The following is a 24,850-nucleotide window of genomic DNA, read 5'->3' as shown; positions in this document are numbered from 1 at the left end:
GAACTTTCTAATACAGGACGATTGCGCCCTGCCCTAACCGCGTCAGCCGATCAAGCCGGCCAGTCCGCGCCACACGCCGAACGCCCCCAGGTCGTTCACCGTGACGAATATCATCAATGCAAGCAACAGCGCCAATCCGCCGCGGAACGCCCACTCCATCGTCTGCGGGCTGACCGGCCCGCGCTTCACCGCTTCGATGGCGTAGAAGAACAGGTGGCCGCCATCCAGCATCGGAACTGGCAACAAGTTGATGAACCCCAAATTAATGGAGACGAACGCGACGAAGGTCACCAGTGCCGGCCACCCAAGCGACAGCTGTTCGCCCGACGTCTTGGCAATGCGCAGCGGCCCGCCCATTTCATCGACCGATCGCCGTCCGGTGATGATCTGCCACAGGCCATCGACCGTCCCGCGCAGGATCGCGCCGACCATCCGCGTGCCTTCGACCGGCGCTTCCCAGATCGGTAGTGGCGCATAGACCGGAGCGCCGCGTTCGATACCGAACCGGCCGATCTTCGCCTCGTTGCCAAACCGATCGCGCTGAACCACCGACCCGATCACGGCGTTGGTCGATCGTATCGCACCGTCGCGCAGATACTCGACCGTCACCCGCTCACCCGGATGCATCGCGGTATAGAACGACAGATCGGAAAAGGTCTCGATCGACCGCCGGTCGAGCGAAGCGATGCGGTCGCCCGGCTGCAACCCGGCGCTGTCGGCCGCACTGCCCTGCACGACACCGCCCACCGTCGCCGGGGTACGGTCCACGCCATAGGCAGCGGCAAAGCCTCCCAGGATCAACACAGCCAGCAGCAGGTTCACCGCCGGCCCCGCGGCAACGATGATCGCACGCTGCCATACCGGCTTCGCCTGGAACGTGCGGGCGCGTTCGTGCGCCGGCAGCTGCAACCATTCCGCGTCCGGCTGCGACGCCGGGTTCATGTCGCCGGCAAAGCGGACATAGCCGCCCAGTGGCAGCCACCCGAACTTCCACCGGGTGCCATGCCGGTCGGTGAAACCCGCGACCTCCCGCCCGAACCCGACCGAGAACGCATCGACCTTCACCCCGAACCAGCGTCCGGCGGCATAATGGCCCAGCTCGTGCAGGAACACCAACGGTCCCAGCACCAGCAGGAACGCAACAATCGTCATCGGCAGTCCGGGGGATTCGATCAAGCGACGCTGTCCTTCACACGCTCGCCCGCCAATGCCCTTGCCTCACCATCGATTGCCAGCACGGCATCGATCGTCTCGGGCTTCGGCGGATCGAAGCGGTCGAGAACATCCGCGACGATTGCGGCAATTTCGAGGAAGCCGATCCGCCGGTCGAGGAAGGCAGCGACCGCCACCTCGTTCGCTGCGTTCAGGATCGCCGGCCGGCCGCCTCCTTCGGAAAGCGCCGCGCGGGCCAATGCGAGCGCCGGGAAACGCACCATGTCCGGCGCTTCGAAATCCAGCCGGCCGATGCGTGCCAGGTCGAGCCGTTCGCACGGCGTCTCCATCCGGTCGGGCCACGCCAGCGCGTGCGCGATCGGTACGCGCATGTCCGGCGACCCCAGCTGGGCCAGGGTCGATCCGTCGACATATTCGACCATCGAATGGATGACCGACTGGCGATGGACCAGCACGTCGAGCTGCTCGGGCGTCACCGGGAACAGATGATAGGCTTCGATCAGTTCGAGGCCCTTGTTCATCATCGTCGCCGAATCGACCGAGATCTTGGCTCCCATCGACCAGTTGGGATGCGCCACCGCCTGCTCGGGAGTGATGTCGCGCATCTCCTCCAGCGACCGTTCGCGGAACGGCCCGCCGCTGGCGGTCAGGATGATCCGGCGGATGCGCTCGGGCGGGCAATCGTCCAGACACTGGAAGACGGCGTTGTGTTCGCTGTCGACCGGCAGCAGCGTCGTGCCGGCGCGGGTCGCCGCCGCCATCATGACTTCACCCGCCGAGACCAGCGCTTCCTTGTTGGCCAGCGCCACCGCGCCGCCGCGCGCCAGCGCCGCCATCACCGGCTTCAGCCCCGCGGTGCCGACGATCGCCGCCATGGTCCAGTCGACCGGCCGTGCAGCCGCGTCGATCACCGCCTGCGCGCCGCCTGCTACCTCGACCCCGCTGCCGGCCAACGCGTCGCGCAACGCCGGCAGGCAGACTTCATCGCCTACCACCGCCAGCTTTGCGCCCACCCGCCGCGCCGCCGCGGCCAGCTTGCCGACGTCACGATGCGCGGTCAGCGCCTCGACGGTGAAGGCATCCGGCGTCCGTTCGATCAGGTCGAGCGTCGACGACCCGACCGACCCGGTCGCGCCCAGAATAGTAATCCGCTTCATGCCAAATACAGCCCCGCCAATACCATCAGCGCCGCAGCGGGCGCGACGGGAACCAGTCCGTCCAAACGATCCATCACCCCGCCATGGCCGGGCAGGACGTTGCCCGAATCCTTGACCCCGGCCTTGCGCTTCAACTGGCTCTCATACAGGTCGCCCATCTGCGCCAGTACGGCCAGCAGCGGCGTGGCCAGCACCAAATGCAGCGGCAGGCCGGCATATTGCAACACACCCGCCAGTACCGACGCGGCAATGACGCCGCCGATCAACCCCGCCCAGGTCTTGTTCGGACTGATGGTCGGCGCCAGCTTCGGGCCGCCGATCGACCGCCCGGCGAAATAGGCGCCGATATCGCACGCCCACACCAGCGCCATGGCCCAAAAGGCGAGCAACAGCCCGTCGCCCTGCCCGCGCAGGAACACCACCGCCAGCGCCGGCGCGCCGCAATAGACGATCCCACGCGCGAGGCCCGGCAGTCGCGTGGTGATGACGACGAAGAACGCCGCACCGACAATCAACCCCAGCGCCAGAAAGCTCGCTCCCGCCGCCAGCGGCGACAGGATGGCGAGCGGCACGGTCAACGCGAATTGCGCCAGCCGCTTATGCTCGCGCGATACTTTGTGCAGGTCGGCCCATTCGGCCATCATGAACAGCGTGCCGATGGCGACCAGCAACCAGAAGACGAAGCCGCCCAGCCACAATGCCGTCGCCGCGACCGCGATCATCCCGACGCTGGCCAGTGTCCGCGTGGCGAGGTCCGACTTGCGCCGCGCTACCGGATCGGCGGCGGGATCGGGCGTCACAGGCCCCCGAACCGGCGCTGCCGCTGACCATAGGCGGCGATCGCCTGCGCAAGTGCGTCACCGTCGAAATCGGGCCACAGCGTGTCGACGAACAACAGCTCGGCATAGGCCGCCTGCCACAACAGGAAGTTCGACAGGCGCTGTTCGCCCGAGGTGCGGATCATCAGGTCGAGCGGCGGCAGCCCGTCGGTATCGAGTTCGCGGTCGATCGCCGCCTCGTCGATCGCCGACACCGGCATGCCCGCAGCGACCTTCTCCGCCAGCCGGCGCGCCGCCGCAACCAGTTCCGCCTGCGCGCCGTAATTGAGCGCGATCGCCAGGATCGGCCCAGTGTTGGTCGCCGTCCGCGCCACCGCATCGTCGATCAACTCGACCAGATCGGCCTTGAGCGCACGATAATTGCCAAGGATGCGCAGCCGCACGCCCTCGCGCGTCAGTTCCTTGATCTCGTTCTTCAGGAAATGGCGCAGCAACCCCATCAGGTCGCCGATTTCCTCTTCCGGTCGACGCCAGTTCTCGGACGAGAAGGCGTAGAGCGTCAGCGCCTCGATCCCCTGTTCGCGCGCTGCCCGCGTGATGCGCCGTACCGCTTCCACGCCCTGCCGGTGGCCGGCCACGCGCGGCAGGCGCCGGGCCTTCGCCCAGCGGCCGTTGCCGTCCATGATGATCGCCACATGACGGGGAATGGCGGCAGAGGAGAGCAGGCCCGGCTCGGCGGCATCGGCCGCCGATTCCGGAGCGCGCGCAGCGAACGACGTCACTTGCCGAGGATTTCCTTTTCCTTGGCATCCGCCGCGGAATCGATGTCGGCGATCGTCGCGTCGGTCATCTTCTGCACTTCGGTCTCGAGCTTCTTGCGCTCGTCCTCCGAATAGACGCCCTTCTTCTCGTCGGTCTTCAGGCTTTCCATGCCGTCGCGCCGGACGTTGCGCACCGCGATCCGCGCCGATTCCGCATACTTACCGGCCAGCTTCGCCAGTTCCTTGCGGCGCTCCTCGGTCAGGTCCGGGATCGGCAGGCGCAGCGTCTGGCCATCGACGATCGGGTTGAGGCCCAGGCCCGCCGAACGGATCGCCTTGTCGGCCGGACCGACATTCGACTTGTCCCACACCTGCACCGACAACATGCGCGGCTCGGGCGCCGAGACGGTCGCAACCTGGTTCAGCGGCATATGTGCGCCATACACCTCCACCGTGACCGGATCGAGCAGCGACACCGATGCGCGACCGGTGCGCAGGCCACTCAGGTCGCCCTTCAGCGATTCCACGGCACCGGCCATCCGGCGCTCGAGATCGGCCTTGTTATATGCGGCCATAACGGACTTCCTTCTGAATCAAGCGTTGTTCTGGACGATCGTCGAGACACCCTCGCCCGCCAGCACGGCGGCAAGGTTGCCTTCGTCACGGATGTTGAAGACGACGATCGGGATATTGTTGTCGCGGCACAGCGCCACGGCCGACGCGTCCATGACCTTCAGGTCGTCGGCCAGCACGCGGCCGAAGCCGAGCGTGTCGTAGCGTGTCGCGGTCGGCACCTTCTTGGGGTCGGCGTCGTAGACGCCATCGACGCTGGTGCCCTTGAACAGCGCCTCGCAGCCCATTTCGGCGGCGCGCAGCGCGGCGGTCGTGTCGGTGGTGAAGAACGGGCTGCCGGTGCCGGCGGCAAAGATCACGACACGGCCCTTCTCCATATGGCGCACGGCGCGACGGCGGATATAGGGTTCGCACACCGATGCCATCGGGATCGCCGACTGCACCCGCGTCTCGACGCCGATCTGCTCCAGCGCATTCTGCATGGCGAGCGCGTTCATCACGGTCGCGAGCATGCCCATGTAGTCGGCACTCGCCCGTTCGAAGCCCTGCGCGGCACCCGCGACACCGCGGAAGATGTTGCCGCCGCCGACCACGACGCACACCTCGTGCCCCTCACCCCGCGCGGCCTTGATCTCGCGCGCGACGCGGTCGCACATCGCGGGATCGATACCGAACTGGCCGGAGCCCATCAGCACTTCGCCGGACAGTTTCAGAAGGATACGGTTGAAGCGAGGACGGGTCATGGAACCTGCAAAGTTGGTCTATCGGAAGCGCGCCGGACCCTAGCCGCGACCGCCTGCAAAGCCAAGCGGGCATTGCCCGGCCGGTCGCGCCGGACATGACGCCGGACATAACAAGGGCCGCAAGCGCATGTCGCACTTGCGGCCCCTGCCAATGCCTTAACGGTGGTAAGACCTTACTTGGTCAGGCCGGCCGTGGCGGCGACTTCGGCGGCGAAGTCGCTCTCTTCCTTCTCGATGCCTTCGCCGAGCTGGAAGCGGACATAGTCCTTCAGCACGATGGTCGTGCCGGCATCCTTGGCCGCCTTCGCAACGACGTCGGCGACCGGGGTCTTGCCGTCCATCACGATCGGCTGGCTCAGCAGGGCGTTTTCCTTGGCGAACTTCTTCACCGAACCTTCGACCATCTTGGCGATGATGTCGGCCGGCTTGCCCGAATCGGCGGCCTTTTCGGTCGCGATCTGGCGCTCACGCTCCAGGACGTCCTGGTCGAGACCGCTCTCGTCCAGCGCCAGCGGGAAGGCAGCGGCGATGTGCATCGCGATCTGCTTGCCCAGCGGCTCCAGCACGTCGACACCGGCGTCCGATTCCAGCGCGACCAGCACGCCGATCTTGCCGAGACCCGGACCGGCCGAGTTGTGAACATACGGGATCACCGCGCCCTTGGCGACTTCGACCGACTTGGCGCGACGCAGCACCTGGTTTTCGCCGATGGTCGAGATGTTGGCGACCAGCGCGTCCTCGACGGTGCCACCGTTCGGCATCGCCTGCGCCTTCAGCGCCTCGACGTCGTCACCCTTTTCCAGTGCGATCGCGACGACATCGCGGACGAAGCTCTGGAACTGGTCGTTCTTGGCGACGAAGTCGGTCTGGCTGTTGACTTCGATCGCGACGCCCTTGGTGCCGGCGACGGCAACGCCGACCAGACCTTCGGCCGCGGTGCGGCTCGACTTCTTGGCGACGGCGGCGAGGCCCTTGGTGCGCAGCCAGTCGACGGCGGCTTCCATGTCGCCGTTGTTCTCGGACAGCGCCTTCTTGCAGTCCATCATGCCGGCGCCCGAGCGCTCACGCAGTTCCTTGACGGCGGCGGCGGTAACTTCTGCCATGATCAGGCTCCTGATTGGTGTTCGATATGCTTGCGGGCGAGGCAGCGCGTGTTCCGCCCTGCCCCGCCCGCACGTCAGTTCCGTGACAGCTTACGCTTCGACAGCAGCTTCCGGCTCGGCGGTCAGCGCTTCCTCTGCCGGCGGCTCGTCCATCGCGCCCAGGTCGCGGCCCGAATGCGCCATCGCCTGCTGACCGCCACGGGTCGCGGCGATCGCGATGGCTTCGCAGTACAGGCGGATCGCACGGCTGGCGTCGTCGTTCGCCGGCACCGGGAAGGCGATGCCGTCCGGCGACACGTTCGAATCGAGAATCGCGACGACCGGGATACCCAGCGTGTTGGCTTCCTTGATCGCCAGCTCTTCCTTGTTCGCGTCGATCACGAACATGATGTCGGGAATGCCGCCCAGATCGCGGATACCGCCAAGCGACAGCTCCAGCTTGTCCTTCTCGCGGGTCAGGTTGAGCACTTCCTTCTTGGTCAGGCCGTGCGTGTCGCCCGACAGCTGCTCTTCAAGGGCCTTCAAGCGCTTGATCGAGTTGCTGATCGTCTTCCAGTTGGTGAGCATCCCGCCCAGCCAGCGATGGTTGACGAAGTGCTGGCCCGACTTCCGAGCGGCTTCGGCGATCGGCTCCTGCGCCTGGCGCTTGGTGCCGACGAACAGGACCTTGCCGCCCGACGCGACGGTCGACGATACGAATTCCAGCGCGCGCGCGAACAGCGGCACGGTCTGCGACAGGTCGAGGATGTGGACGCCGTTGCGATCGCCAAAGATGTACGGCTTCATCTTCGGGTTCCAGCGGTGGGTCTGGTGGCCGAAGTGCGCGCCCGATTCGAGCAGCGCCTGCATGGTGACGACGGGTGCCGCCATAGGATAATTCCTTCCGGTTGATCCTCTGGGAAGCTGGAACCCTTGTCAGGCCGAAGGCCCGGGCACCGGTATGAGCGCTTCCCATGTGGGGTTGAGGCGGCGGCCATTAGCGCAAGTCGTACCGCCAATCAAGGCTTGACGGTGGAACGATATGAGAACATAACAGGCTCAGACACGGACCATGGAACAAGAACTCGGCCAACTGGTTGAGCAGGCTTGCGATTTCATGGTCGCATGATCGGGGAGTTTCGAGATGGCCCTGTTGGTTTCCGCGTTGTTCGCTGTTGGTTTCATCGTCGCTGTCGGCTCGATCGTCCTGACGATCCTGCCCGCCAAGGACCGCATCCTGCGGCTGTTGCGCGGGGGTCCGGAATGGACGATCGACCCGCTTCCTCCGGTTCACCTCACCTCGCGGCGCGGCGTGATCCGTCAGCGCGCCGTTACGGTCGCTGCGCAGCCGCTTCGCGCTGCCGCTTGATCCGCGCAAAGCTGCGAATGCTGAACGGTAGCGTCGCCAGATAGGCGACGCAGACCGCCGTCAGCGTCTGCCACGGGGCGGATACCAGCGCTGCGGCGACGATCACGACGCCGACGATCGCTTCGAAGCGAATATTGCGGCGGAGCTTGAGCGACGACCAGCTATAGGTCGCAAGGCTCGACACCATCAGGAACGCGACGAACGCGACCCATGGGGCGACGAGCCAAGGCGAGCGGAACACGTCTTCACCCGACCAGATCCACGCATAGAGTGGCAGCATCGCCAGTCCGGCACCGGCCGGTGCCGGAATACCGGTCAGGAAACCCGCCGACTTGTGTGGCTGGTCCTCGGCATCGATCCGCGCATTGAAGCGGGCGAGACGCAGCGCGGTGAATACGGCATAGACCAGCGAGACGATCCATCCGACGCGCGGTTCGGCGAGCAGCGCCCACAGATACATGATGAGCGAAGGTGAAACGCCGAACGAAATCGCGTCGGACAGCGAATCCAGCTCGGCACCGAACTTGCTCTCACCGCGCACCAGACGAGCGACACGCCCGTCCAGCCCGTCGAGAACGCCAGCCAGCAGCACCATCAGCACGGCGCGTTCCCACTCCCCCCCGATGGCGAAGCGGATACCGGTCAGACCGGAACACAGAGCGAGTGCCGTGACGGCATTGGGCGCGACGGCGCGCAGCGGGATGCCCCGGACGGGAAGCGGACGGCGCATCCTATTGCGCCACGCCGGTCGGGGCGGCGAGGCCCGGACGACCCAGCACCGTTTCACCGGCGATCGCCCGCTGGCCGAGCGCGACCTGCGGCTCGATTCCTTCGGGCAGGAACACATCGACCCGGCTGCCGAAGCGGATCAGGCCGATCCGCTGTCCGGCGGCGACGAAATCCCCCGCCTTCACGAAGCCGACGATCCGCCGCGCGAGCAGGCCCGCGATCTGGGTGAAGCCGACACGCTGTCCATCCAGCCCCTCGACCACGCTATGCTGGCGCTCATTCTCGTCGCTCGCCTTGTCGAGATCGGCGTTCAGGAACTTGCCCGAGATATAGACCACCTGCCGGATGGTGCCAGCGATCGGCGTCCGGTTGATATGGACGTCGAACACCGACATGAAGATCGACACCCGCACCAGCGGCTGGTCGCCCAGGCCGTTGGCCCCGCGCAGCTCCGCCGGCAGTTCGACCCGCTGGATCATCGTGACCAGCCCGTCGGCCGGCGACACGATCAGCCCGTCGCCCTGCGGCGTGGTACGGACCGGATCGCGGAAGAAGGACGCCACCCACAGCGTCACCAGCCCCATCGGCCATGCCAGCGTCTCCCACGCCATGAAGGCGAAGAAGGCGGTGATAACGGCGGCGATGAGGACGTATTTGCGCCCTTCGGGATGAACGGAGGGCCAGCGCCACTTGACGGTCGTGGTGCCGACCGCGGGCTTGTCGAGCGATGCCATGAGCCGTGGTGTACCCAAGGCGGGCCGTGCTGACAACCGCCCTGCACCGCCAGCGCGGTTGATCCCGCGCGAACGACCCCGTAAGGCCCGCGCAACCGCAACTATATCGAGAGCAGGCGCATGGCGAAGATCAAGGTCAAAACCCCGGTCGTGGAGATCGACGGCGACGAAATGACCCGCATCATCTGGGCTTGGATCCGCGAACGGCTGATCCTCCCCTATCTCGATATCGACCTCGAATATTACGACCTCGGCATCGAAAAGCGCGACGAGACCGACGACAAGATCACCGTCGACAGCGCCAAGGCGATCCAGAAGTACGGCGTGGGCGTGAAGTGCGCCACCATCACCCCTGACGAAGCGCGCGTCGAGGAATTCGGCCTGAAGAAGATGTGGCGGTCGCCCAACGGCACCATCCGCAACATCCTCGGCGGCGTCGTCTTCCGTGAACCGATCGTCATCTCGAACGTGCCGCGCCTGATCCCGGGCTGGACCAAGCCGATCGTCGTCGGCCGCCATGCGTTCGGCGACCAGTATAAGGCGACCGATTTCAAGGTGCCCGGTGCCGGCAAGCTGACCATGAAGTGGGAAGGCGCCGACGGCCAGGTCATCGAGGAGGAAGTGTTCGACTTCCCCGCCGCCGGCGTCGCCATGGGCATGTACAATCTCGACGAATCGATCCGCGATTTCGCCCGCGCGTCGATGAACTATGGCCTCGGCCGCGGCTGGCCGGTGTACCTGTCGACCAAGAACACGATCCTCAAGGCCTATGACGGCCGCTTCAAGGACATCTTCGAAGAGGTCTTCGCGACCGAATTCAAGGACCAGTTCCAGGCCGCCGGCATCGAATATCAGCACCGCCTGATCGACGACATGGTCGCATCGGCGCTGAAGTGGCACGGCGAATTCGTCTGGGCCTGCAAGAACTATGACGGCGACGTGCAGTCGGACCAGGTCGCTCAAGGGTTCGGTTCGCTCGGCCTCATGACCTCGGTCCTGATGTCGCCGGACGGCAAGACGATCGAGGCGGAAGCGGCGCACGGCACCGTCACGCGCCACTATCGCCAGCACCAGCAGGGCAAGGCGACGTCGACCAACCCGATCGCGTCGATCTTCGCATGGACCGGCGGCCTGAAGTATCGCGGCAAGTTCGACGGGACGCCCGACGTGACGAAGTTCGCCGAAACGCTGGAGCGCGTCTGCATCGAAACCGTCGAAGCCGGCCACATGACCAAGGATCTCGCGATCCTGATCGGCCCGCATCAGCCGTGGATGACCACCGAGCAGTTCTTCGAACAGGTTCGCGTCAACCTCGAAGCCGCGATGGGCGCGCAGGGCTAAGCACCTCGTTCACATCGACGGTGCCAAGCGGCGTCCATCCGAACGGATGGGCGCCGTTTGTACGTTAGCGGTTGCTGCATCCGTGCCGCATCCGCAACAATGGTCCCATGCCATTGCCGATTGATTCGACGCCGTTCAGCGATTCGCTGGTCATTCTGGGGGCTGCCGGCCTCGTCATTCCCGCCTTCGCCCGTTTTCGCGTCAACCCGGTCATCGGGTTCATCCTGGTCGGTGTCCTGGTCGGCCCGTTCGGCCTCGGCGCATTGGTCGACCGGGTGCCGTGGCTGTTCCACATCACGATCACCGACCGGCATTCGATCGAACCCTTCGCCGAATTCGGCATTGTCCTGCTGCTCTTCTCCATCGGTCTCGAACTGTCGTTCAAGCGGCTATGGGCGATGCGGCGGCAGGTATTCGGTCTGGGCGCGGCGGAGTTGTTCGGATCGGCGCTGCTGATCGGCGTCGCGCTGATGGCGTTGGGACAGGCGACGGCGGGCGCCATCGGCCTCGGCCTTGCGCTGGCATTGTCGTCCACCGCGCTGGTGCTGCCGATGGCGGGCACCACCGGGCCGGTCGGCCGTACCGCCTTCTCGATGCTGTTGTTCGAGGATCTCGCGCTGGTCCCGATCATCTTCGCGCTGGGCGCCCTCGCCCCGACGGCGAGCGACGAAGGCTGGTCCGGCCTCGCCAACACCCTGATGTGGGGAGGACTCAGCGTCGTCGGTCTCTATGCCGCCGGCCGCCTGTTCCTGCCGCGCCTGTTCGCGCAGGCCGCCCGCACCAAGAGCCCCGAACTGTTCCTGTCGGCCAGCCTGCTGGTGGTGATCGTCGCCAGCCTCGTCACCACCGCCGCCGGCCTGTCGCCGATCGTCGGCGCGCTGCTCGCCGGCCTGCTGATCGCCGAAACCGAATATCATAGTGAGGTCGAGGTCATCACCGCCCCGTTCAAGGGGCTGGCGCTCGGCGTGTTCCTGATCACCATCGGCATGAGCCTCGACCTTGCGACCATCGCCGACAATTGGCCGGAACTGCTCGGCGCGATTGCCGGGGTCGTGGTGCTGAAGGCGGCGGTGACCGGCGGACTGCTCTGGTTCAACGGCGTGCGGCCGGGCACGGCGACGGAAACCGGGCTGTTGATGTCCAGCCCGTCGGAAACCACCCTGATCGTGCTGGCCGCCGCGACGCAGGCGCAGCTGATCCAACCCTCGACCGCCGCCTTCTGGCAGACGGTGACCGCGATCGGCCTGACCATCACCCCGCTGCTGGCCATGTTGGGCAAGCGGGCGTCGCGGCGCATCGAACACCGCGTCGGCGCGCCCGAGGAAGCGCCGGTCGATACGCCCGCAGGCCGCGTCGTCATCATTGGCTTCGGCCGGGTCGGCCGCCTCGTCGCCGAGATGCTCAAGACCCATGGCAAAAGCTATATCGCGGTCGATTCGGATATCGACAATGTCGCCATGGCCCGTGCGGAGGGGCATCCGATCCTGTTCGGCGACGTGTCGCGGTCCGAACTGGTCGACCGCCTCGACCTCGGTCGCGCCTCGGCTCTTGTGCTGACGATGGACGACCCGGTGCTGACCGTGCGCCTGACGCGGCGAGTGCGCGGCTGGGTGCCGAACCTGACCATCCTCGCCCGCGCGCGCGATGCGACCCATGCCGCCGAACTCTATGCCGCCGGGGTCAGCGATGCGGTGCCGGAAACGCTCGAAAGCTCGCTGCAATTGTCGGAGGCGGTGCTGGTCGACCTCGGCGTGGCGATGGGTCCGGTGATCGCATCGATCCACGAAAAGCGCGACGAATTGCGCCAGACGATCCGCGAACAGGCCGATCTGGAGCGCGAACCCCGCATCCGCCGCCTGCGCCGGATCGACGATCCGGTGTAGCGGACGGCCGACATTCATTGCCGAAAGCCGAACCGTCCGCTTCGAACGTCACTTCAGTCGCGGATGCTGCGTCGAACGGCGCTCGCCACGAAGACGTCCTGACTCAAAAAGCGAACCGCGCCCGCCCCAGGATGCGATCGCCGCTATGCCGGCGGTCGCCGATCGCCGCGACCATCCGGTCATCGTTCAGGTCGGTCCCGACATAATCGAGCGCCAGCGTCAGCGGTCCGGTCACATGTTCGACGCCCAGCCGCCAGTCGACATAGGTGCCGCCCGGACGCAGCCGGTCGGCCCGCGCGGCGTCATCGACGGCGCCTGACGACCGCCCTATGCCGCCGACCAGCGTGAACGGCGTCATCGGAATGGCCGCTACCCCCTGCGCCGACAAATAGAGGTTGCTGCCACCAATCGCCCGCTGCGGCGGCGCATAGAGCGCACCGGCGGTCAGTTCGACTGGCCCCAGCGTGTAACGGGCGTCACCACCGAACTCGGCATAGTCCATGCCTCGCTCCGCTCCGGCGAAGACATGCCCGATCGCCCGCGCCCGCAGCGCGATCGGCCCGACATCCCCGCCGATCGCCGCGCCCAGATCGGCAACCGCATCGGCTCCGTCGTGCCGTACCGATCCGCGCAACGCCGCGACACGCGCGTCCAGCTCGACGGCACCAAGTGTCAGCGCGGCATCGCCGGAAATCGACGCCCGCCCTTCGCTCCAGCTCAGCCCCCGCCGACGTTCGTCGGTCGTCGCCTCGACGCCGACGGATGGCAGCGACTGCGCCTGCGCCGCTGCCGTGACCAGCAGCGACGCGACGCCCAATGCTATCCGACCGATCATCCGGCCTGTGCCGTCCCATGCATCCGGTCGACCTCTGCATGCAGCACCGCATGGTCCTGCTGTGCCAGCTGGACCAGTCGTGCCTGCAACGCGTCGTTGCGGCTGGCGACTTCCTCGGCGATCGCCGCCCGTTGCGCACTGCACCAACCTGGCCGACTGCCCTCGATCACTTCATCATGGCTGAAGGAGCGGGCGAGCATCGATCCCGATGCATGGCGCGCCTGCCGCTCGACGACCAGTCCCGCACGCCACAGGCAACGCAGCGTCGACGGACGCCCGCCCGCGCCGACTGCCCCCACTTGCCGATGGGTAACCTGCACCTTTGCGGTATAATCGGACTGTACCGTGCCGCTGCGATGATCGATGCGCGCGCTATGCGCCATGCCGCCCTCCGGCGCGCCCATGGCGACGCCAAGCAACAACCCCACCAATCCGAACGTCATCGCGTGTCTCCTTGTCCTGCTGCGGAGGACGCCGACCCATATTGGCCGGTCGTCCGATCGGACTTTCGTCCGATACGTACATAACCGATGGCCGTGGGGCTGCGTTCCGAAAATCGCCTCGGCAATGCTTTGTTACGAAAGGAAAACACCGCCCGAGGGCAGCCCCTCGGACGGTGTTTTCGTGAACAGACGACGTCGATATCGACGCCCGTCGCTTACTTCATGTGCGCACTCAGCAGCTTGTTCATTTCAAACATCGAGCACGACTTCTTGCCGAACAGCTTTTCCAGCGTTTCGTCCGCCAGGATTTCGCGCTTGTCCTTCGGATTCTGCAGGTCGTGCTTCTTGATATATTCCCACATCTTGCTGACGACTTCGCTGCGGGGCAGCGGGTCGGATCCGGTGATCTTCGCCAGATCGGCCGACGGCGTCACCGGCTTCGCGATTCCGCCCCGGGCGCCGCCGGTCGTCGTGGTTTCCTTGGCCATATTATTCCTCCTAATGCCCCCTGCGAACCGCGCCTTTCCGGCGCGGCAGGTGGGTGGTTATGCAAGGTTCCGAACCGCTTGTCGCGGGGGAAAAGCGACAAACCGTACCGTCAAACGCACGAAATTCCCCCGCGAACCCGCGTCGGACGCCGCTACGGGTTCAGAAACCGAACCGCGCGCGAACCCCGTAGAAGCGCGGCATGGCGGGATAGACGCCATAGGTGCCGGTCTGTTCGGGAATCGCGAAGCCCGAGATGTTGTAATATTGGTTGGTGATATTCTCGACGAAGAGTTCCAGCTGCTTGCTGCGATCGTCGGTCGCCACGCCGATCTTGCCGTTGAGGAGCGGATAGCCGTCATTGCCGACCGCCGTCGCCCCGGTGCCGTCACGGACGATCGACACGTCGCTGTTGTAGCGCATGTCGACATGGAACAGCGCGTTCAGCGTGCTGGTCAGGCGCGGGGTCCAGGTCGCGGCGACGGTGACGACGTTGCGCGGCTGGTTCAGGAACTGGCGGCCATTCTGGTTCTGGAGCGGCGTGCCCGCGAAGTTGTTGCTGGCGTCGTATGATGCGTCGAGCAGCGTATAGCCCAGGCGGAAGCTCAATTCGCGGATCGGCTGGATCAGCGATTCCAGCTCGATGCCCTTGGCGGTCGACTTGGGCACATTCTGTACGACGAAGCTGTTGCCGGCGAAGATCAGCGACTGCAACCCCTTGAATTTCTGATAGAACAGTGCCGCGTTGAACGAGAATTGCCGCGTCAGGCTGGTCTTCAGGCCTAGTTCGTAGCTGTCGACCGTCTCCGCCCCGAATTCGAGGTCGGTTGCCTGCGCGCCGTCGCCGCCCAGCACCCTCGTGTTGAAGCTCGCCTGGTCGAGATTGTAGCCGCCCGACTTGAAGCCGCGATCATAGCTGGCATAGCCCAGCACATCGGGCGTGAACTTGTACGCGAGCTTGGCGGTGCCGGTCAGGCGGCTTTCCGACCGGTCATGGCTGTAATTGCCGTTGAACTCGCTCGATACCGCCGGATTGCAGCTGAGCAGGAACAGGTTCTGGAACAGTGCCGGGCTGGCGGCACGGATGGCCTCGCGATAGATGATCGCACGCTGATCGTTACCGAGGAAGAAGCCGCACGCCGCCGGGTTGCTGTTGATCGACGCCGCCAGCTCCTTGCGCTCGTAATTGTAGCGCAGGCCCAGCGTCAGCGAGAGCTTGTCATTGAAATTGACGATGTTGTGGGTGAACAGCGCAAAGGCGTTGGTATCGACCTGGAAATCGTCGTTATTATTGCCCTGTCCCGCGACGTTCGGCGTCAGCGGCGTGTTCAGATAGTTGAACACCGACGATCCAGGCGCGAAGTTCGCCTGCAGCTGCGGGCTCTGCGCATAGAGCAGCTGCCCGAACAGCGGCACCGTGCCGGTCGGCAGTGCCGCGCCGCCGCGCAGCGACGTCACCAGCTGGGTAAAGGTCGGCACATTGAAGCTGCCGAAGAACTGCGCCTGCCGCCCGATGCCCCCGGCCGAGGGCGGTGCGCCGAGGACACCCGCCAGCAACGTATCGACATAGCGGTTGGCGTCGTTGCCCAGCCGCACCGTATCGCGCAGCTTCAGCTTTTCGTTCAGGTAGAAGCCGCCGACGAGGAAATCGAGCTTCCCGTCGAACAGCTGCCCCTGCAACCGTACTTCCTGCGTAATGTCGCGCAGGGCCGAGCGGTATCCGTCGCGATAGGCGCGATCGATCCCCGAATAGTCGATGTCCTGGTTCCGCAGCACGCGGAAGTCGCGATAGGCGCTGATCGAGGTCAGCTTCATTTCGCCCACATCGGCGTTGATCTCGCCTGACACGCCCCAGTCGCGCACGGCCTCGCCATAGTCGCGGTTGGGCGATGCCGCCATTTTCCGGTCGGACGGCGCGCCGGTATAGATGCCGGTGCGGCCCTGCTGCGCGGCGATTGCCTGGATCGCGGCGGCCGTCGGCCCACGCGTCCCGCTGACCACGCCGCAGCATTGTTCGTCGGTCTTGTAGTAATCGCCGATCAGGCGGAAGCTGAACGCCGAGGTATCGTACAGCGCCTGGCCGCGGACATACCAGCGGTTGATATCGTTGAACGCGCGGTCGGAATTGACGTCCTCGATATAGCCGTCGCGCTTGCGATAACCGCCGTCGACGCGCAGCGCGAGCTGTTCGCTGACCGGCCCGGTCAGCGCGCCCTTCAGTTCGTACGCGTTGAAATTGCCGTATTCGCCCTCGACATAGCCGCCGAAGTCGAACTTCGGCATTGCGGTCGTGACCGACAGCGCGCCAGCCGAGGTATTGCGGCCGAACAGCGTCCCCTGCGGCCCGCGCAGCACTTCGACGCGCTCGATCTCGGGCAGTTCGGCAATGGCGATGCCGGCGCGCGAGCGGAACACGCCGTCGATGAACACGCCGACCGCCGGTTCGAAGCCCGGATTGTCGCCCGCCGTGCCGACACCGCGAATCGACAGCGACGTCGACACTGCCGACGACTGGCCGGTCGTCGTCTGAAGCGAGGGCGCCAGCTGTTCGAGGCCGCGAATGTCGCGCACGCCGGCATCGTCCAGCAGCTGCGCATTCACGGCCGTGACCGCGATCGGCACGTCCTGGATCGGTTCGGCGCGGCGGTTGGCGGTGACGATGATCTCGTTCCCCCAATCGTCATCGCCCTGTGCCGTAGCGTCACCCGGCGCGGCGGGTGCGGTCGGGGTCTCGACCGGTGCCGTCGGCGTCGTCTGCGCCAGCGCCGGGACTGCGCCGGCGACCATCGACAGGGCGGTCGCGGTCAGCAGGTGGAACTTCTTCATGGCATCCCCTCTTCCTCAGCTGCCGATATCATCCGGCTAGGCATGTTGCATTTGGTGACGAAGCATCTATCCCGCGTCAACGGGCAACCTGCATCCGCCGCGCGCTTTCCTCGGCGAACGGGTATGGAAGCCACAGTTGCGGCTTTGCAGGGCATCGACCCTGCCGGCGACAGCGAGTCGAAGATCGGGAATGGAACCAGACGATGTGTGACGCGAACGACGATGCCGCCGGCGGCGAACTGGTCGGCCCGACGCCGAAGATTCCGGTTCCCGACCATGTCGCCGACGCGATCCGCACGCTGATCCGCTGGACCGGCGACGATCCCGATCGCGAAGGGCTGCTAGATACCCCGCTGCGCGTCGCCCGCGCGTGGAAGGAATATACGCAGGGCTATGCCGAGGACCCGGCACACCATCTCGACCGCGTGTTCGAGGAAGTCGGCGGTTATGACGAGATCGTGCTGCTGCGCGACATCCCGTTCCAGTCGCACTGCGAACACCATATGGCGCCGATCGTCGGCAAGGCGCACATCGCCTATCTGCCGAAGGACCATGTCGTCGGCATTTCGAAGCTCGCCCGCGTCCTGCACGGCTATGCCCGGCGGCTGCAGGTGCAGGAACGGCTGACGGCGGAGGTCGCCGACTGCATCTGGAACGGCCTGCGCCCGCGCGGGGTCGCGGTGGTGATCGAGGCGACCCATGGCTGTATGACCTCGCGCGGGGTCCGCACGCCAGGTGTCACCATGACGACCAGCCGGATGATGGGCGTGTTCCGCGACGATGAACGCAGCCGCAAGGAAGTGTTGTCACTGATCGGGCGCGGATGACGGAACGGCCGGGTCGCGCGGGACGTTGCAACGCGATGATCCGTCCCCTCGCCTGCCTCCTCGCCGCAGCGGCGGTCACCGCCTGCTCCGGCCAGCCCCCCGCCACCGCGAACGCGGCCGATTCCGCGCAGCCGGTTGGATCGGTGGGCGGCGTCGCCCCCGCCCCGACGCCGCAGCCGGCACTGGCGCGCGGACTGCCCGACACACCCGAGCCGCACGCCGCGCCGGAATTGCAGCCGATGGTCTATGCCGATTTCGAGGACAAGGACCTGCTCGGTTCCGGCTGCTCCTTCCGCACCGTGCCTCGCGGCCCCGTACTGCTGCTGGTGCGCGATCAGGGCGACGGACTCGTGAAATATGACAAGCGCCTGCGTCGGATCACTGCCGCGACGCCGGGACGCGAGGCGATCCAGACCGGCGGCATCCTGGCCGGCGACAAGGTTTCGTTCACCGTCGACCGTCCGGCGGCCAATGCGGATCCCGCATCGGATTCGACCCGGCAATGGCCCGCCACGCTGACCATGCGCACCGCCGATGGCGGCGAACGCATCTATCGCGAGGGCCGTTGGGAATGCGGCAGTTGACCGGACCCGATTGCGTCGCGGCGACAGGCATAATAGAGCGAGCGCCTGGCCTCGTAGCTCAGCTGGACAGAGCGCCGCTTTCCTAAAGCGGGCGTCGGGGGTTCGAGTCCCTCCGAGGCCACCAGTTTTCCCTTACCCCGTTCGGTTCGAGCAGCTTCGAGCCTGTCGAGAAGCGTACGTCGAGAACACGCTGGTCGGGCACCGCCTTCTCGCCTTCGGTTCTCGACAAACCCGAACCTGCGCTCGAAGCAAACGCAATGGCTCGGAGACTGGTTGGCGCAGCACCGTCGCACCTTGGAACCGATCGCCACTCAGCGCCCAACGCAAACTTCCGTCATTCCCGTGCAGGCGGGAATCCATAGCCGCCGACGTTTCAGCTGGATTCGTGACGCTGGCGCTTATGCACTCCGGCCTGCACGGAAGTGACGACGGCGATGGACCGGCTATTCAAGGAGTTGAATGTCGATACGGTCCTAATTCGCCCGCTCGGGCGGCACGACCGGCAGCGGCAATGGCGCGATCGGCACGCCTTCCTCGACCAGCGCCTTCGCCTCCTCGCGCGTCGCCTGTCCATGGATCGGCGCGGGATCGGCGTCGCCGACATGCATCGCCCGCGCGCGATCGGCAAAGGCGCGGCCGACCCATTCGCTGCCCGACAACGCCTCCTGCTGCGCCTTGGCCAGCGCCGCCAGCGCGGCTTTCATCGCCTCTGGCGGCGGCCCGACGGGACGGTCGCCCTTGGGGGCGATGTTTGGCGCCATCACCGCCTTCTCGATCCGGGCGTCGTCGCACATCGGGCACTGGATCAGCGACCGTTCCCGCTGCTCGGCATAGGCATCGCTCGACGCGAACCACGCCTCGAACACATGGGCGTTGCCGCAGCGCAGGTCGAACACGATCATCGGACGACGTCGACCGGCGGGATCGGACGGCGGTGATCGATCACCGGCACACGCGCCCGCACCGCAGCGACCTGGTCCAGGTCGATCTCGACCATGCCGATCCCCGCCGCTTCCCCCATGTCGAGCAGCACATTGCCCCACGGGTCGATCACCAGCGAATGGCCATAGGTCGTGCGGCCGTCCGCATGGACACCGGTCTGCGCCGCCGCGACGACGAACGCGCCCGCCTCGATCGCCCGCGCGCGCAACAGGACGTGCCAATGCGCCTGTCCGGTCGGTACGGTGAAGGCGGCAGGCACCGAGAGGATCGTCGCTCCCGCATCGCTCATCGCGCGGAACAGGTCGGCGAAGCGCAGGTCGTAACAGATCGACAGCCCCATCGCCCCCGCCGGCGTCCCGACCACACAGGCGCGCTCCCCCGGCGCATAGCTCGCCGATTCGCGCCAGCTCTCCCCGCTCGGCAGCGTCACGTCGAACAGGTGCAGCTTGTCATAGCTGGCCCGCACCGCACCGTGGCCGTCGATCACATAGCCGCGATTGGCAAGACGGCCATCGGCGCCCCGGATCGCCAGCGACCCCAGATGGACCCAGATGCCGACCCGGGCCGCCGCGTCGCGTACCGCCCGCAGCACGCGATCGTCCGCCTCCGTGGCGATCGACGCAGCCGCCCGCTCGCGGTCCCGATCGATCAGTCCCGACATTTCGGGCGTGAACAGCATCGCCGCACCGGATGCCGCCGCCTGCTCGATCGCGTCCACCAGCAGCGCCGCATTGGCATCGGGATCGATGCCGGCAGTCATCTGAAGCAGCGCGAGCTTCATGCCGCCAGCAATGCGTCCAGCTTGCCGTCCCGCTCCAACGCGGCGAGGTCGTCCGACCCGCCGACATGGGTATCGCCGATGAAGATCTGCGGCACGGTCGTCCGGCCGTTGGACTTCGCCAGCATCTCCTGCCGCTTCGGCCCGCCCATGCTGATGTCGATTTCGTCATAGGCCGCGCCCTTGCCGTCGAGCAGCCGCTTGGCGCGCGTGCAATAGGGGCAGAAGGCCTTCGTATAGATGGTGATGCTTGCCATGTTTATCAGTTGTGTCTGCATGGCCCCCTTGTCAATCGTCCGTGCCGACGACCCGTGCCCAGCACAGGACCGTGACCCGCGTCGCGCCGGCCTTGCGCAACGCTGCTGCACAGGCCTCGACCGTCGCCCCACTGGTATGGACATCGTCGATCAGCACCAGTCGCCGCCCGGCGATCGACGCCCGATCGACGACGACAAACGCGCCGCGCACCGCCGTTGCCCGCGCCCGCCCGCTCAAGCCACGCAGCGGCGGCGTTGCGCGGGTGCGGCACAGGGCGTCGCGCAACACCGGCACGCCCCGCATCCGCACCAGCGCATCGGCGATCAGCACCGACTGGTTATAGCCCCGCGTCCATAGCCGCCGCCGGTGGAGCGGGACCGGCACGAGGCCCTCGGCATCCTCGGCCAGATGCCGGACCATCAGCCGTGCCATCGTCGTCGCCAGTGCCAGCCGCCCGCCATATTTCAGCTTCAGCGCGACATCGCGCGCCACCGGTCCATAGGCGACCGCCGCCCGCACCCCGTCATGCCCCGGCGGCTTGTCGAGACAGGGACCACAGCGCATCCCCGGCCCCTGATCGATCGCCATCGGCGTGCCGCAGGCGGCACAGGCCGGGTCGCCCAGAAACCGCAGCCCCGCCCAGCAGGTTGCGCAAAAACGATGGTCCGCCTCCACCACCACGCCGCACCCCGGACACCGCGGGGGCAGCGCCAGGGCGACCAGTTGCGCCATCGCGGCGACGGGCATTCGGGCGAGACGCATCGCCACCCTTGTCGCCGCCCGCGCCACCCGGCACAAGGCGCGGCGTGAGTGCCCCCGATCTCTTTGCCCGCCCCCGCCGCCGCCTCCACCGCGACCGCGCCCAGCCCGGTTTCGCCCGCGCCGATTTCCTGCATCGGTTCATGCTGGAAGGCGTCGAGGACCGGTTGCAGGCGGTGACGCGCAGATTTTCCGACGTGCTGGACCTCGGATGCGCCGATGGCGCCTTCGTACCGCCACCCGGCGCTCGCGTCGCGCGGTTCGATCCGGGCTTCGCCTTTGCCCGCGCCGCACAGGGCGTGCAGGGGGATGAAGACCGGCTGCCCTTTGCCGACGGTGCGTTCGACCTGGTGGTATCGGTCGGCGTATTGGACAGCGTCAACGACCTGCCCGGCGCGCTGACCCTGATCCGCCGAAGCCTGCGCCCCGACGGTCTGTTCCTCGCCGCCTTCACCGGCGGACGCACGCTCCCGACGCTGCGTCAGTCGCTGCTGAGCGCGGAGGCCGACCGGCCGGCGGCGAGGGTCCATCCGCAGATCGATCTGCGTTCGGCCGGCGACCTGCTGGTCCGCGCCGGCTTCGCCTTGCCCGTCGCCGATTCGGAAATGCTGACCGTGCGCTATGCGGGTCTCGGCAAGCTGGTCGACGACCTGCGCGGCATGGGGGCGACCGGCCTGCTGGAACCCGCCCCGCTCGGCCGCGCCGGGCTGATGGCGGCGGCGTCCGCCTTTGCCGATCGCGCCGATCCCGATGGCCGTACCGCCGAACAGTTCGAGGTCATCTACCTCACCGGCTGGTCCCCCGCGCCCAGCCAGCCGCAACCCGCCCGCCGGGGCAGCGCCACCGCATCGCTCGCGGATACGCTGGGCCGGCGCGACGCGGGTTAGACCAGCGCTTCCAGCAGGCCGATCAGCGGCCGGTCGGCCGGCGGCATCGGCAACGCATGGAGCTGGATCGGGCGCAGCCATTGCAGCGCGGTCGCATGGCGCGCGACTGGAATGCCGCGCCATTTGCGCAACGCGTAGAGCAGCAGCAACAGGTGCCGTTCGCCCAGCGCCTCGCTGGCGAACGCCGCCGGGGCCAGGCACTGGTGATCGACGACGACGCCCAGTTCCTCGTCCAGTTCGCGCACCAGCGCCGCCTCCGGCGTCTCGCCCGGTTCGACCTTGCCGCCCGGAAACTCCCACAGCCCCGCCATCGCGGTGCCCGGCGGACGCTGCTGCACCAGCACGCGGCCATCGCCGTCGATCATCGCCGCGGCGGTTACCAGTAAAATCGGGACAGGGCTGGACGACACTTTCTTAACCTCATGCGCGATAGGAACGGGCGATACGACCAGCAGGAGTACCGGTCATGCGTTCAACTCTGCGCGGGATGCGCAGCCTGTGGCGGGACCGGCGCGGCGGGACCGCGATCGAATACGGGCTGATCATGGCGTTGGTCGTCATCGGCATCATCGCGGCGATCACGCAACTGGGCAAGACGACCAGCGACATGTGGAACGGCGTGGCGACAAACGTAACCGAAACCGGGCCGCGCGGTTAACCATCATAATGATTTTCCGGCCAATTCTTTAAACGTTTGTAAACCGCGCTCCCAATAACTTGCCACCTGTCGGACGAGACCTGGTTTCGAACGACCGGGAATTGAAGCACGCAGAACCATGGAGCAGATTATGCAGAAGATCCGTACCTTCCTGAAGAACAGCAAGGGCGCCACGGCAATCGAATACGGCCTGATCGCAGCGCTGATCGCCGTCGCCGCCATCGCCGCGATGCAGGGCCTCGGCAACCAACTGAAGACCACCTTCGGCAACGTCACCAGCAACATGAAGGCGTCGTAAGACAGCGTTCGAACGGTCGGGGCGGCGGAACGGGGGTTCCGCCGCCCCGACCTGTTCAAGAGAACAAAAGGGGATCGCCCTGGCCGGGCCGCGCACACCCGATGCTACAGCCGCCCCATCGCCAAAAACTTCTGCCGCCGCGACAGGCGCAGCGCCGCCCCGTCCTGCGCTACCAGCCCGTTCAGTTCGCCATCGATCGCATCGCCCAGCGCCGCGATCGCCGCTGCCGGATCACGATGCGCCGCGCCCAGCGGTTCGGCCACGATCCGGTCGATCACGCCCAGCGCCTTCAGGTCCTGCGCCGTGACCCGCATCGCTTCGGCCGCCTCAGGGGCCTTGTCGGCAGTGCGCCACAGGATCGATGCGCAGCCTTCGGGCGAGATCACCGAGTAGACGGCATGTTCCATCATCAGCACCCGGTTGCCGGCCGCCAGCGCGATCGCGCCGCCCGAACCACCCTCGCCCAGGATCGCCGACACCATCGGCACGCCGAGGTTCAGCGCCGCTTCGGTCGAGCGCGCGATCGCCTCGGCCTGCCCGCGCTCTTCGGCCTGGATGCCGGGAAACGCGCCGGACGTATCGACCAAAGTGACCACCGGCAAGCCGAACCGGTCGGCCAGCTGCATCAGCCGGATCGCCTTGCGGTAACCTTCGGGCTTACCCATCCCGAAATTGTGGCGCAGCCGCGTCGCGGTGTCGTCGCCCTTTTCATGGCCGATCACCATGACCTTGCGCCCGCGAAACCGCCCGATCCCGCCCAGGATCGCCTGATCGTCGGCAAAGGCACGGTCGCCGCCCAGCGGCATGAAATCCTCGACCAGCCCCGCGACATAATGTTTGAAATGCGGCCGTTCCGGGTGGCGGGCGACCTGCGTCTTCTGCCACGGGGTCAGCTTGGCATAGGTTTCGCGCAGCAGCCGGTCGGACTTGGTCTGCAACCGCCCGATCTCGGTCGCGATGTCCAGCTCGCCATCGGCGGCGGTATCGCGCAGTTCGTCGATGCGCGCCTGCAGCTCGGCGATGGGTTTTTCGAAATCAAGGAAGGTAGCCATGGTCCGCGCCCTATGGCCGTGTCCGCCCTTCGTCAATCAGCGGGTGGCGTTCGTTGACCAGCTGCACCAGCCGCGACGCATCGACATGGGTATAGATTTCGGTCGTGGCGATATCGGCATGGCCCAGCATCGCCTGCAGCGCGCGCAGGTCCGCGCCGCCTTCCAGCAGGTGCGTGGCGAATGCATGGCGCAGCACGTGCGGGCTGATCCGGTCGGGTGCGATCCCCGCTTCCGCCGCCAGCGCGCGGACGATCTGGTACAGCCGCATCCGCGACAAATGGCCCTTGCCCGACGGGAACAGCCACATGCTGTCGGCGGGGACATGCACCCGCCAGCGCGCGACAGCCGCCCGCGACCGGTCGGACAGCGGCACCATCCGCTCGCGCCCGCCCTTGCCCTTCAGGATCATGTACGGCCGGTCGGACGCGATGATCCCGCGCGGCAGCGACACCAGCTCGGTCGCGCGCAGCCCCGATCCGTATAGCAGCTCGAACAGCGCGGACAGGCGCAGGTCGTTGCGATCGGGTGGCACCCGTGCGATCCGCCCGTCGATCGCCGCGAACATCGCATCGATATCGCCGCTCGACAGCGTCTTCGGCAATCCGCGCGACGTACCGGGCCGGGGCAGTGCTGCGCCCGGATCGTCCTCGCGCAGCCCTTCCTCCGCCAGAAACGCGAAGAACCGCCGGAGCGCCGCCGCCTTGCGCGCCACCGTCGCCTTGGCAAGCTCGCCCCAGCCATCGGCCAGCCGCCCGATCGCCGCCGCATCCGCCCCCGCCAGCCGCCCGCCCAGCGCGTCGGACGCCAGCGACAAATCGGTGCGATAGGCGGCGAGGGTATTGCGCGCCGCCCCCGCCTCCGCCGCCATCATCTCCAGAAAGCGGTCGATCAAA

General features: G+C 66.7%; 29 protein-coding genes and 1 tRNA gene. 9 read left to right on the top strand and 21 right to left on the bottom strand.

Annotated features, from left to right (window positions below; genetic code table 11):
• Window positions 1-42 precede the first annotated feature (42 nt).
• The 8 genes from rseP to rpsB form a co-directional block, all read right to left on the bottom strand.
• Entirely contained in the window at window positions 43-1,176 is a 1,134-nt protein-coding gene (gene rseP, locus MF609_RS17020) for an RIP metalloprotease RseP (protein WP_242417336.1), read from the bottom strand.
• Entirely contained in the window at window positions 1,173-2,330 is a 1,158-nt protein-coding gene (locus MF609_RS17015) for a 1-deoxy-D-xylulose-5-phosphate reductoisomerase (protein ID WP_242417335.1), read from the bottom strand. The genes rseP and MF609_RS17015 overlap by 4 nt, the downstream gene beginning before the upstream one ends.
• The gene (locus tag MF609_RS17010) at window positions 2,327-3,130 is read right to left on the bottom strand and encodes a phosphatidate cytidylyltransferase (protein ID WP_336944993.1); all 804 of its coding nucleotides are present in this window, start codon (window positions 3,128-3,130) and stop codon (window positions 2,327-2,329) included. Before MF609_RS17010 ends, MF609_RS17015 begins: the two co-directional genes overlap by 4 nt.
• Window positions 3,127-3,834, bottom strand: coding sequence for an isoprenyl transferase (locus tag MF609_RS17005; RefSeq protein WP_277991317.1), 708 nt, complete (start codon window positions 3,832-3,834; stop codon window positions 3,127-3,129). Before MF609_RS17005 ends, MF609_RS17010 begins: the two co-directional genes overlap by 4 nt.
• A gap of 53 nt (window positions 3,835-3,887) precedes the next feature.
• Complete coding sequence (gene frr, locus MF609_RS17000) at window positions 3,888-4,445, bottom strand: ribosome recycling factor (RefSeq protein WP_242417334.1); 558 nt, start codon at window positions 4,443-4,445, stop codon at window positions 3,888-3,890.
• An 18-nt stretch (window positions 4,446-4,463) separates the two neighbouring features.
• Window positions 4,464-5,186, bottom strand: a complete 723-nt coding sequence (gene pyrH, locus MF609_RS16995; protein ID WP_055761362.1) for a UMP kinase — start codon at window positions 5,184-5,186, stop codon at window positions 4,464-4,466.
• A 173-nt stretch (window positions 5,187-5,359) separates the two neighbouring features.
• Window positions 5,360-6,289, bottom strand: a complete 930-nt coding sequence (gene tsf / locus MF609_RS16990) for a translation elongation factor Ts (RefSeq protein ID WP_242417333.1) — start codon at window positions 6,287-6,289, stop codon at window positions 5,360-5,362.
• Window positions 6,290-6,379: 90 nt separating this feature from the next.
• Entirely contained in the window at window positions 6,380-7,159 is a 780-nt protein-coding gene (rpsB, locus tag MF609_RS16985) for a 30S ribosomal protein S2 (RefSeq protein WP_055792604.1), read from the bottom strand.
• A 253-nt stretch (window positions 7,160-7,412) separates the two neighbouring features.
• Between rpsB and MF609_RS16980 the strand changes: the two genes are divergently transcribed.
• Window positions 7,413-7,637: a hypothetical protein gene (locus tag MF609_RS16980; RefSeq protein ID WP_242417332.1), complete on the top strand. Its 225-nt coding sequence runs from the start codon at window positions 7,413-7,415 to the stop codon at window positions 7,635-7,637.
• Here MF609_RS16980 and MF609_RS16975 read toward each other — a convergent pair.
• Both MF609_RS16975 and MF609_RS16970 read right to left on the bottom strand, forming a co-directional pair.
• Window positions 7,600-8,367, bottom strand: coding sequence for a CDP-alcohol phosphatidyltransferase family protein (locus tag MF609_RS16975; protein WP_242417331.1), 768 nt, complete (start codon window positions 8,365-8,367; stop codon window positions 7,600-7,602). The genes MF609_RS16980 and MF609_RS16975 overlap by 38 nt on opposite strands.
• A gap of 1 nt (window position 8,368) precedes the next feature.
• Window positions 8,369-9,100, bottom strand: coding sequence for a phosphatidylserine decarboxylase (locus tag MF609_RS16970; RefSeq protein ID WP_242417330.1), 732 nt, complete (start codon window positions 9,098-9,100; stop codon window positions 8,369-8,371).
• Window positions 9,101-9,220: 120 nt separating this feature from the next.
• Between MF609_RS16970 and MF609_RS16965 the strand changes: the two genes are divergently transcribed.
• Both MF609_RS16965 and MF609_RS16960 read left to right on the top strand, forming a co-directional pair.
• Window positions 9,221-10,441, top strand: coding sequence for an NADP-dependent isocitrate dehydrogenase (locus MF609_RS16965; protein WP_242417329.1), 1,221 nt, complete (start codon window positions 9,221-9,223; stop codon window positions 10,439-10,441).
• Window positions 10,442-10,548: 107 nt separating this feature from the next.
• Entirely contained in the window at window positions 10,549-12,324 is a 1,776-nt protein-coding gene (locus MF609_RS16960) for a cation:proton antiporter domain-containing protein (protein WP_242417328.1), read from the top strand.
• Between the two features lie 103 nt (window positions 12,325-12,427).
• Here MF609_RS16960 and MF609_RS16955 read toward each other — a convergent pair whose 3' ends face one another.
• The 4 genes from MF609_RS16955 to MF609_RS16940 form a co-directional block, all read right to left on the bottom strand.
• Window positions 12,428-13,159 carry a TorF family putative porin gene (locus MF609_RS16955; protein ID WP_242417327.1) on the bottom strand — a complete coding sequence of 244 codons (732 nt, stop codon included), beginning with the start codon at window positions 13,157-13,159 and terminating at the stop codon, window positions 12,428-12,430.
• On the bottom strand, window positions 13,156-13,602 hold the full coding sequence (locus MF609_RS16950; RefSeq protein ID WP_242417326.1) for a hypothetical protein: 447 nt from the start codon (window positions 13,600-13,602) through the stop codon (window positions 13,156-13,158). Before MF609_RS16950 ends, MF609_RS16955 begins: the two co-directional genes overlap by 4 nt.
• Before the next feature lie 215 nt (window positions 13,603-13,817).
• Window positions 13,818-14,090 carry an SWIB/MDM2 domain-containing protein gene (locus MF609_RS16945; RefSeq protein WP_055761337.1) on the bottom strand — a complete coding sequence of 91 codons (273 nt, stop codon included), beginning with the start codon at window positions 14,088-14,090 and terminating at the stop codon, window positions 13,818-13,820.
• A gap of 160 nt (window positions 14,091-14,250) precedes the next feature.
• The gene (locus MF609_RS16940) at window positions 14,251-16,914 is read right to left on the bottom strand and encodes a TonB-dependent receptor (protein ID WP_242417325.1); all 2,664 of its coding nucleotides are present in this window, start codon (window positions 16,912-16,914) and stop codon (window positions 14,251-14,253) included.
• Between the two features lie 203 nt (window positions 16,915-17,117).
• On the opposite strand from MF609_RS16940, the gene folE reads away from it, so the two are divergent.
• The 3 genes from folE to MF609_RS16925 all read left to right on the top strand — a co-directional run bounded on the left by folE (window position 17,118) and on the right by MF609_RS16925 (window position 18,449).
• Window positions 17,118-17,741 carry a GTP cyclohydrolase I FolE gene (gene folE, locus MF609_RS16935; protein WP_242417324.1) on the top strand — a complete coding sequence of 208 codons (624 nt, stop codon included), beginning with the start codon at window positions 17,118-17,120 and terminating at the stop codon, window positions 17,739-17,741.
• A gap of 35 nt (window positions 17,742-17,776) precedes the next feature.
• On the top strand, window positions 17,777-18,325 hold the full coding sequence (locus tag MF609_RS16930; protein ID WP_242417323.1) for a hypothetical protein: 549 nt from the start codon (window positions 17,777-17,779) through the stop codon (window positions 18,323-18,325).
• Between the two features lie 47 nt (window positions 18,326-18,372).
• Window positions 18,373-18,449: transfer RNA gene (locus MF609_RS16925), tRNA-Arg, on the top strand.
• Window positions 18,450-18,798: 349 nt separating this feature from the next.
• On the opposite strand, the gene MF609_RS16920 is transcribed toward MF609_RS16925, so the two are convergent.
• Genes MF609_RS16920 through MF609_RS16905 form a run of 4 tightly spaced genes read right to left on the bottom strand, consistent with a single transcriptional unit; the run spans window position 18,799 to window position 21,065 of the window.
• Window positions 18,799-19,227 (bottom strand): DUF1178 family protein, encoded by a 429-nt coding sequence (locus MF609_RS16920; RefSeq protein ID WP_242417322.1) that lies wholly within the window; start codon window positions 19,225-19,227, stop codon window positions 18,799-18,801.
• The gene (locus MF609_RS16915; RefSeq protein WP_242417321.1) at window positions 19,224-20,048 is read right to left on the bottom strand and encodes a carbon-nitrogen hydrolase family protein; all 825 of its coding nucleotides are present in this window, start codon (window positions 20,046-20,048) and stop codon (window positions 19,224-19,226) included. The genes MF609_RS16920 and MF609_RS16915 overlap by 4 nt, the downstream gene beginning before the upstream one ends.
• The gene (grxC, locus tag MF609_RS16910) at window positions 20,045-20,302 is read right to left on the bottom strand and encodes a glutaredoxin 3 (RefSeq protein WP_242417320.1); all 258 of its coding nucleotides are present in this window, start codon (window positions 20,300-20,302) and stop codon (window positions 20,045-20,047) included. Before grxC ends, MF609_RS16915 begins: the two co-directional genes overlap by 4 nt.
• Before the next feature lie 31 nt (window positions 20,303-20,333).
• The gene (locus MF609_RS16905) at window positions 20,334-21,065 is read right to left on the bottom strand and encodes a ComF family protein (RefSeq protein WP_242417319.1); all 732 of its coding nucleotides are present in this window, start codon (window positions 21,063-21,065) and stop codon (window positions 20,334-20,336) included.
• 44 nt (window positions 21,066-21,109) lie between these two features.
• On the opposite strand from MF609_RS16905, the gene MF609_RS16900 reads away from it, so the two are divergent.
• Window positions 21,110-21,949, top strand: coding sequence for a class I SAM-dependent methyltransferase (locus tag MF609_RS16900; protein WP_242417318.1), 840 nt, complete (start codon window positions 21,110-21,112; stop codon window positions 21,947-21,949).
• Here the strand turns inward: MF609_RS16900 and MF609_RS16895 are convergent.
• A complete protein-coding gene (locus MF609_RS16895; protein WP_242417317.1) occupies window positions 21,946-22,314 on the bottom strand; it encodes a (deoxy)nucleoside triphosphate pyrophosphohydrolase in 369 nt (122 codons plus the stop codon). The genes MF609_RS16900 and MF609_RS16895 overlap by 4 nt on opposite strands.
• A 101-nt stretch (window positions 22,315-22,415) precedes the next feature.
• Between MF609_RS16895 and MF609_RS16890 the strand changes: the two genes are divergently transcribed.
• Window positions 22,416-22,607, top strand: coding sequence for a Flp family type IVb pilin (locus tag MF609_RS16890; RefSeq protein WP_242417316.1), 192 nt, complete (start codon window positions 22,416-22,418; stop codon window positions 22,605-22,607).
• Between the two features lie 130 nt (window positions 22,608-22,737).
• Window positions 22,738-22,905: a Flp family type IVb pilin gene (locus MF609_RS16885; protein WP_125660062.1), complete on the top strand. Its 168-nt coding sequence runs from the start codon at window positions 22,738-22,740 to the stop codon at window positions 22,903-22,905.
• 104 nt (window positions 22,906-23,009) lie between these two features.
• Here the strand turns inward: MF609_RS16885 and MF609_RS16880 are convergent, their stop codons facing one another.
• Together MF609_RS16880 and MF609_RS16875 are read right to left on the bottom strand one after the other, a co-directional pair.
• Window positions 23,010-23,957, bottom strand: coding sequence for an acetyl-CoA carboxylase carboxyltransferase subunit alpha (locus tag MF609_RS16880; protein ID WP_242417315.1), 948 nt, complete (start codon window positions 23,955-23,957; stop codon window positions 23,010-23,012).
• Window positions 23,958-23,967: 10 nt separating this feature from the next.
• Window positions 23,968-24,849: a tyrosine-type recombinase/integrase gene (locus tag MF609_RS16875; protein WP_277991307.1), complete on the bottom strand. Its 882-nt coding sequence runs from the start codon at window positions 24,847-24,849 to the stop codon at window positions 23,968-23,970.
• Between the last annotated feature and the right edge of the window lies 1 nt (window position 24,850).

This window comes from Sphingomonas panni (genome assembly GCF_022664435.1).
Taxonomy (GTDB): Bacteria; Pseudomonadota; Alphaproteobacteria; order Sphingomonadales; family Sphingomonadaceae; genus Sphingomonas; species Sphingomonas panni.
Note: the sequence above shows the minus strand (reverse complement) of the source record. Positions and strands in the feature narration are given on the sequence as shown.

What these genes read in the sequence shown, in the direction of transcription:
- frr (WP_242417334.1), bottom strand. Translation starts at nt 4,445, where the DNA reads ATGGCCGCATATAACAAGGCCGATCTCGAGCGCCGGATGGCCGGTGCC.
- MF609_RS16965 (WP_242417329.1), top strand. Translation starts at nt 9,221, where the DNA reads ATGGCGAAGATCAAGGTCAAAACCCCGGTCGTGGAGATCGACGGCGAC.
- MF609_RS16975 (WP_242417331.1), bottom strand. Translation starts at nt 8,367, where the DNA reads ATGCGCCGTCCGCTTCCCGTCCGGGGCATCCCGCTGCGCGCCGTCGCG.
- MF609_RS16930 (WP_242417323.1), top strand. Translation starts at nt 17,777, where the DNA reads ATGATCCGTCCCCTCGCCTGCCTCCTCGCCGCAGCGGCGGTCACCGCC.
- MF609_RS16920 (WP_242417322.1), bottom strand. Translation starts at nt 19,227, where the DNA reads ATGATCGTGTTCGACCTGCGCTGCGGCAACGCCCATGTGTTCGAGGCG.
- MF609_RS16945 (WP_055761337.1), bottom strand. Translation starts at nt 14,090, where the DNA reads ATGGCCAAGGAAACCACGACGACCGGCGGCGCCCGGGGCGGAATCGCG.
- grxC (WP_242417320.1), bottom strand. Translation starts at nt 20,302, where the DNA reads ATGGCAAGCATCACCATCTATACGAAGGCCTTCTGCCCCTATTGCACG.
- MF609_RS16880 (WP_242417315.1), bottom strand. Translation starts at nt 23,957, where the DNA reads ATGGCTACCTTCCTTGATTTCGAAAAACCCATCGCCGAGCTGCAGGCG.
- MF609_RS16905 (WP_242417319.1), bottom strand. Translation starts at nt 21,065, where the DNA reads ATGCGTCTCGCCCGAATGCCCGTCGCCGCGATGGCGCAACTGGTCGCC.
- pyrH (WP_055761362.1), bottom strand. Translation starts at nt 5,186, where the DNA reads ATGACCCGTCCTCGCTTCAACCGTATCCTTCTGAAACTGTCCGGCGAA.
- MF609_RS16895 (WP_242417317.1), bottom strand. Translation starts at nt 22,314, where the DNA reads ATGATCGACGGCGATGGCCGCGTGCTGGTGCAGCAGCGTCCGCCGGGC.
- MF609_RS16940 (WP_242417325.1), bottom strand. Translation starts at nt 16,914, where the DNA reads ATGAAGAAGTTCCACCTGCTGACCGCGACCGCCCTGTCGATGGTCGCC.
- MF609_RS16890 (WP_242417316.1), top strand. Translation starts at nt 22,416, where the DNA reads ATGCGTTCAACTCTGCGCGGGATGCGCAGCCTGTGGCGGGACCGGCGC.
- tsf (WP_242417333.1), bottom strand. Translation starts at nt 6,289, where the DNA reads ATGGCAGAAGTTACCGCCGCCGCCGTCAAGGAACTGCGTGAGCGCTCG.
- MF609_RS16950 (WP_242417326.1), bottom strand. Translation starts at nt 13,602, where the DNA reads ATGACGTTCGGATTGGTGGGGTTGTTGCTTGGCGTCGCCATGGGCGCG.
- MF609_RS16885 (WP_125660062.1), top strand. Translation starts at nt 22,738, where the DNA reads ATGCAGAAGATCCGTACCTTCCTGAAGAACAGCAAGGGCGCCACGGCA.
- folE (WP_242417324.1), top strand. Translation starts at nt 17,118, where the DNA reads ATGTGTGACGCGAACGACGATGCCGCCGGCGGCGAACTGGTCGGCCCG.
- MF609_RS17015 (WP_242417335.1), bottom strand. Translation starts at nt 2,330, where the DNA reads ATGAAGCGGATTACTATTCTGGGCGCGACCGGGTCGGTCGGGTCGTCG.
- MF609_RS16955 (WP_242417327.1), bottom strand. Translation starts at nt 13,159, where the DNA reads ATGATCGGTCGGATAGCATTGGGCGTCGCGTCGCTGCTGGTCACGGCA.
- rpsB (WP_055792604.1), bottom strand. Translation starts at nt 7,159, where the DNA reads ATGGCGGCACCCGTCGTCACCATGCAGGCGCTGCTCGAATCGGGCGCG.
- MF609_RS16915 (WP_242417321.1), bottom strand. Translation starts at nt 20,048, where the DNA reads ATGAAGCTCGCGCTGCTTCAGATGACTGCCGGCATCGATCCCGATGCC.
- MF609_RS16960 (WP_242417328.1), top strand. Translation starts at nt 10,549, where the DNA reads ATGCCATTGCCGATTGATTCGACGCCGTTCAGCGATTCGCTGGTCATT.
- MF609_RS16970 (WP_242417330.1), bottom strand. Translation starts at nt 9,100, where the DNA reads ATGGCATCGCTCGACAAGCCCGCGGTCGGCACCACGACCGTCAAGTGG.
- MF609_RS16980 (WP_242417332.1), top strand. Translation starts at nt 7,413, where the DNA reads ATGGCCCTGTTGGTTTCCGCGTTGTTCGCTGTTGGTTTCATCGTCGCT.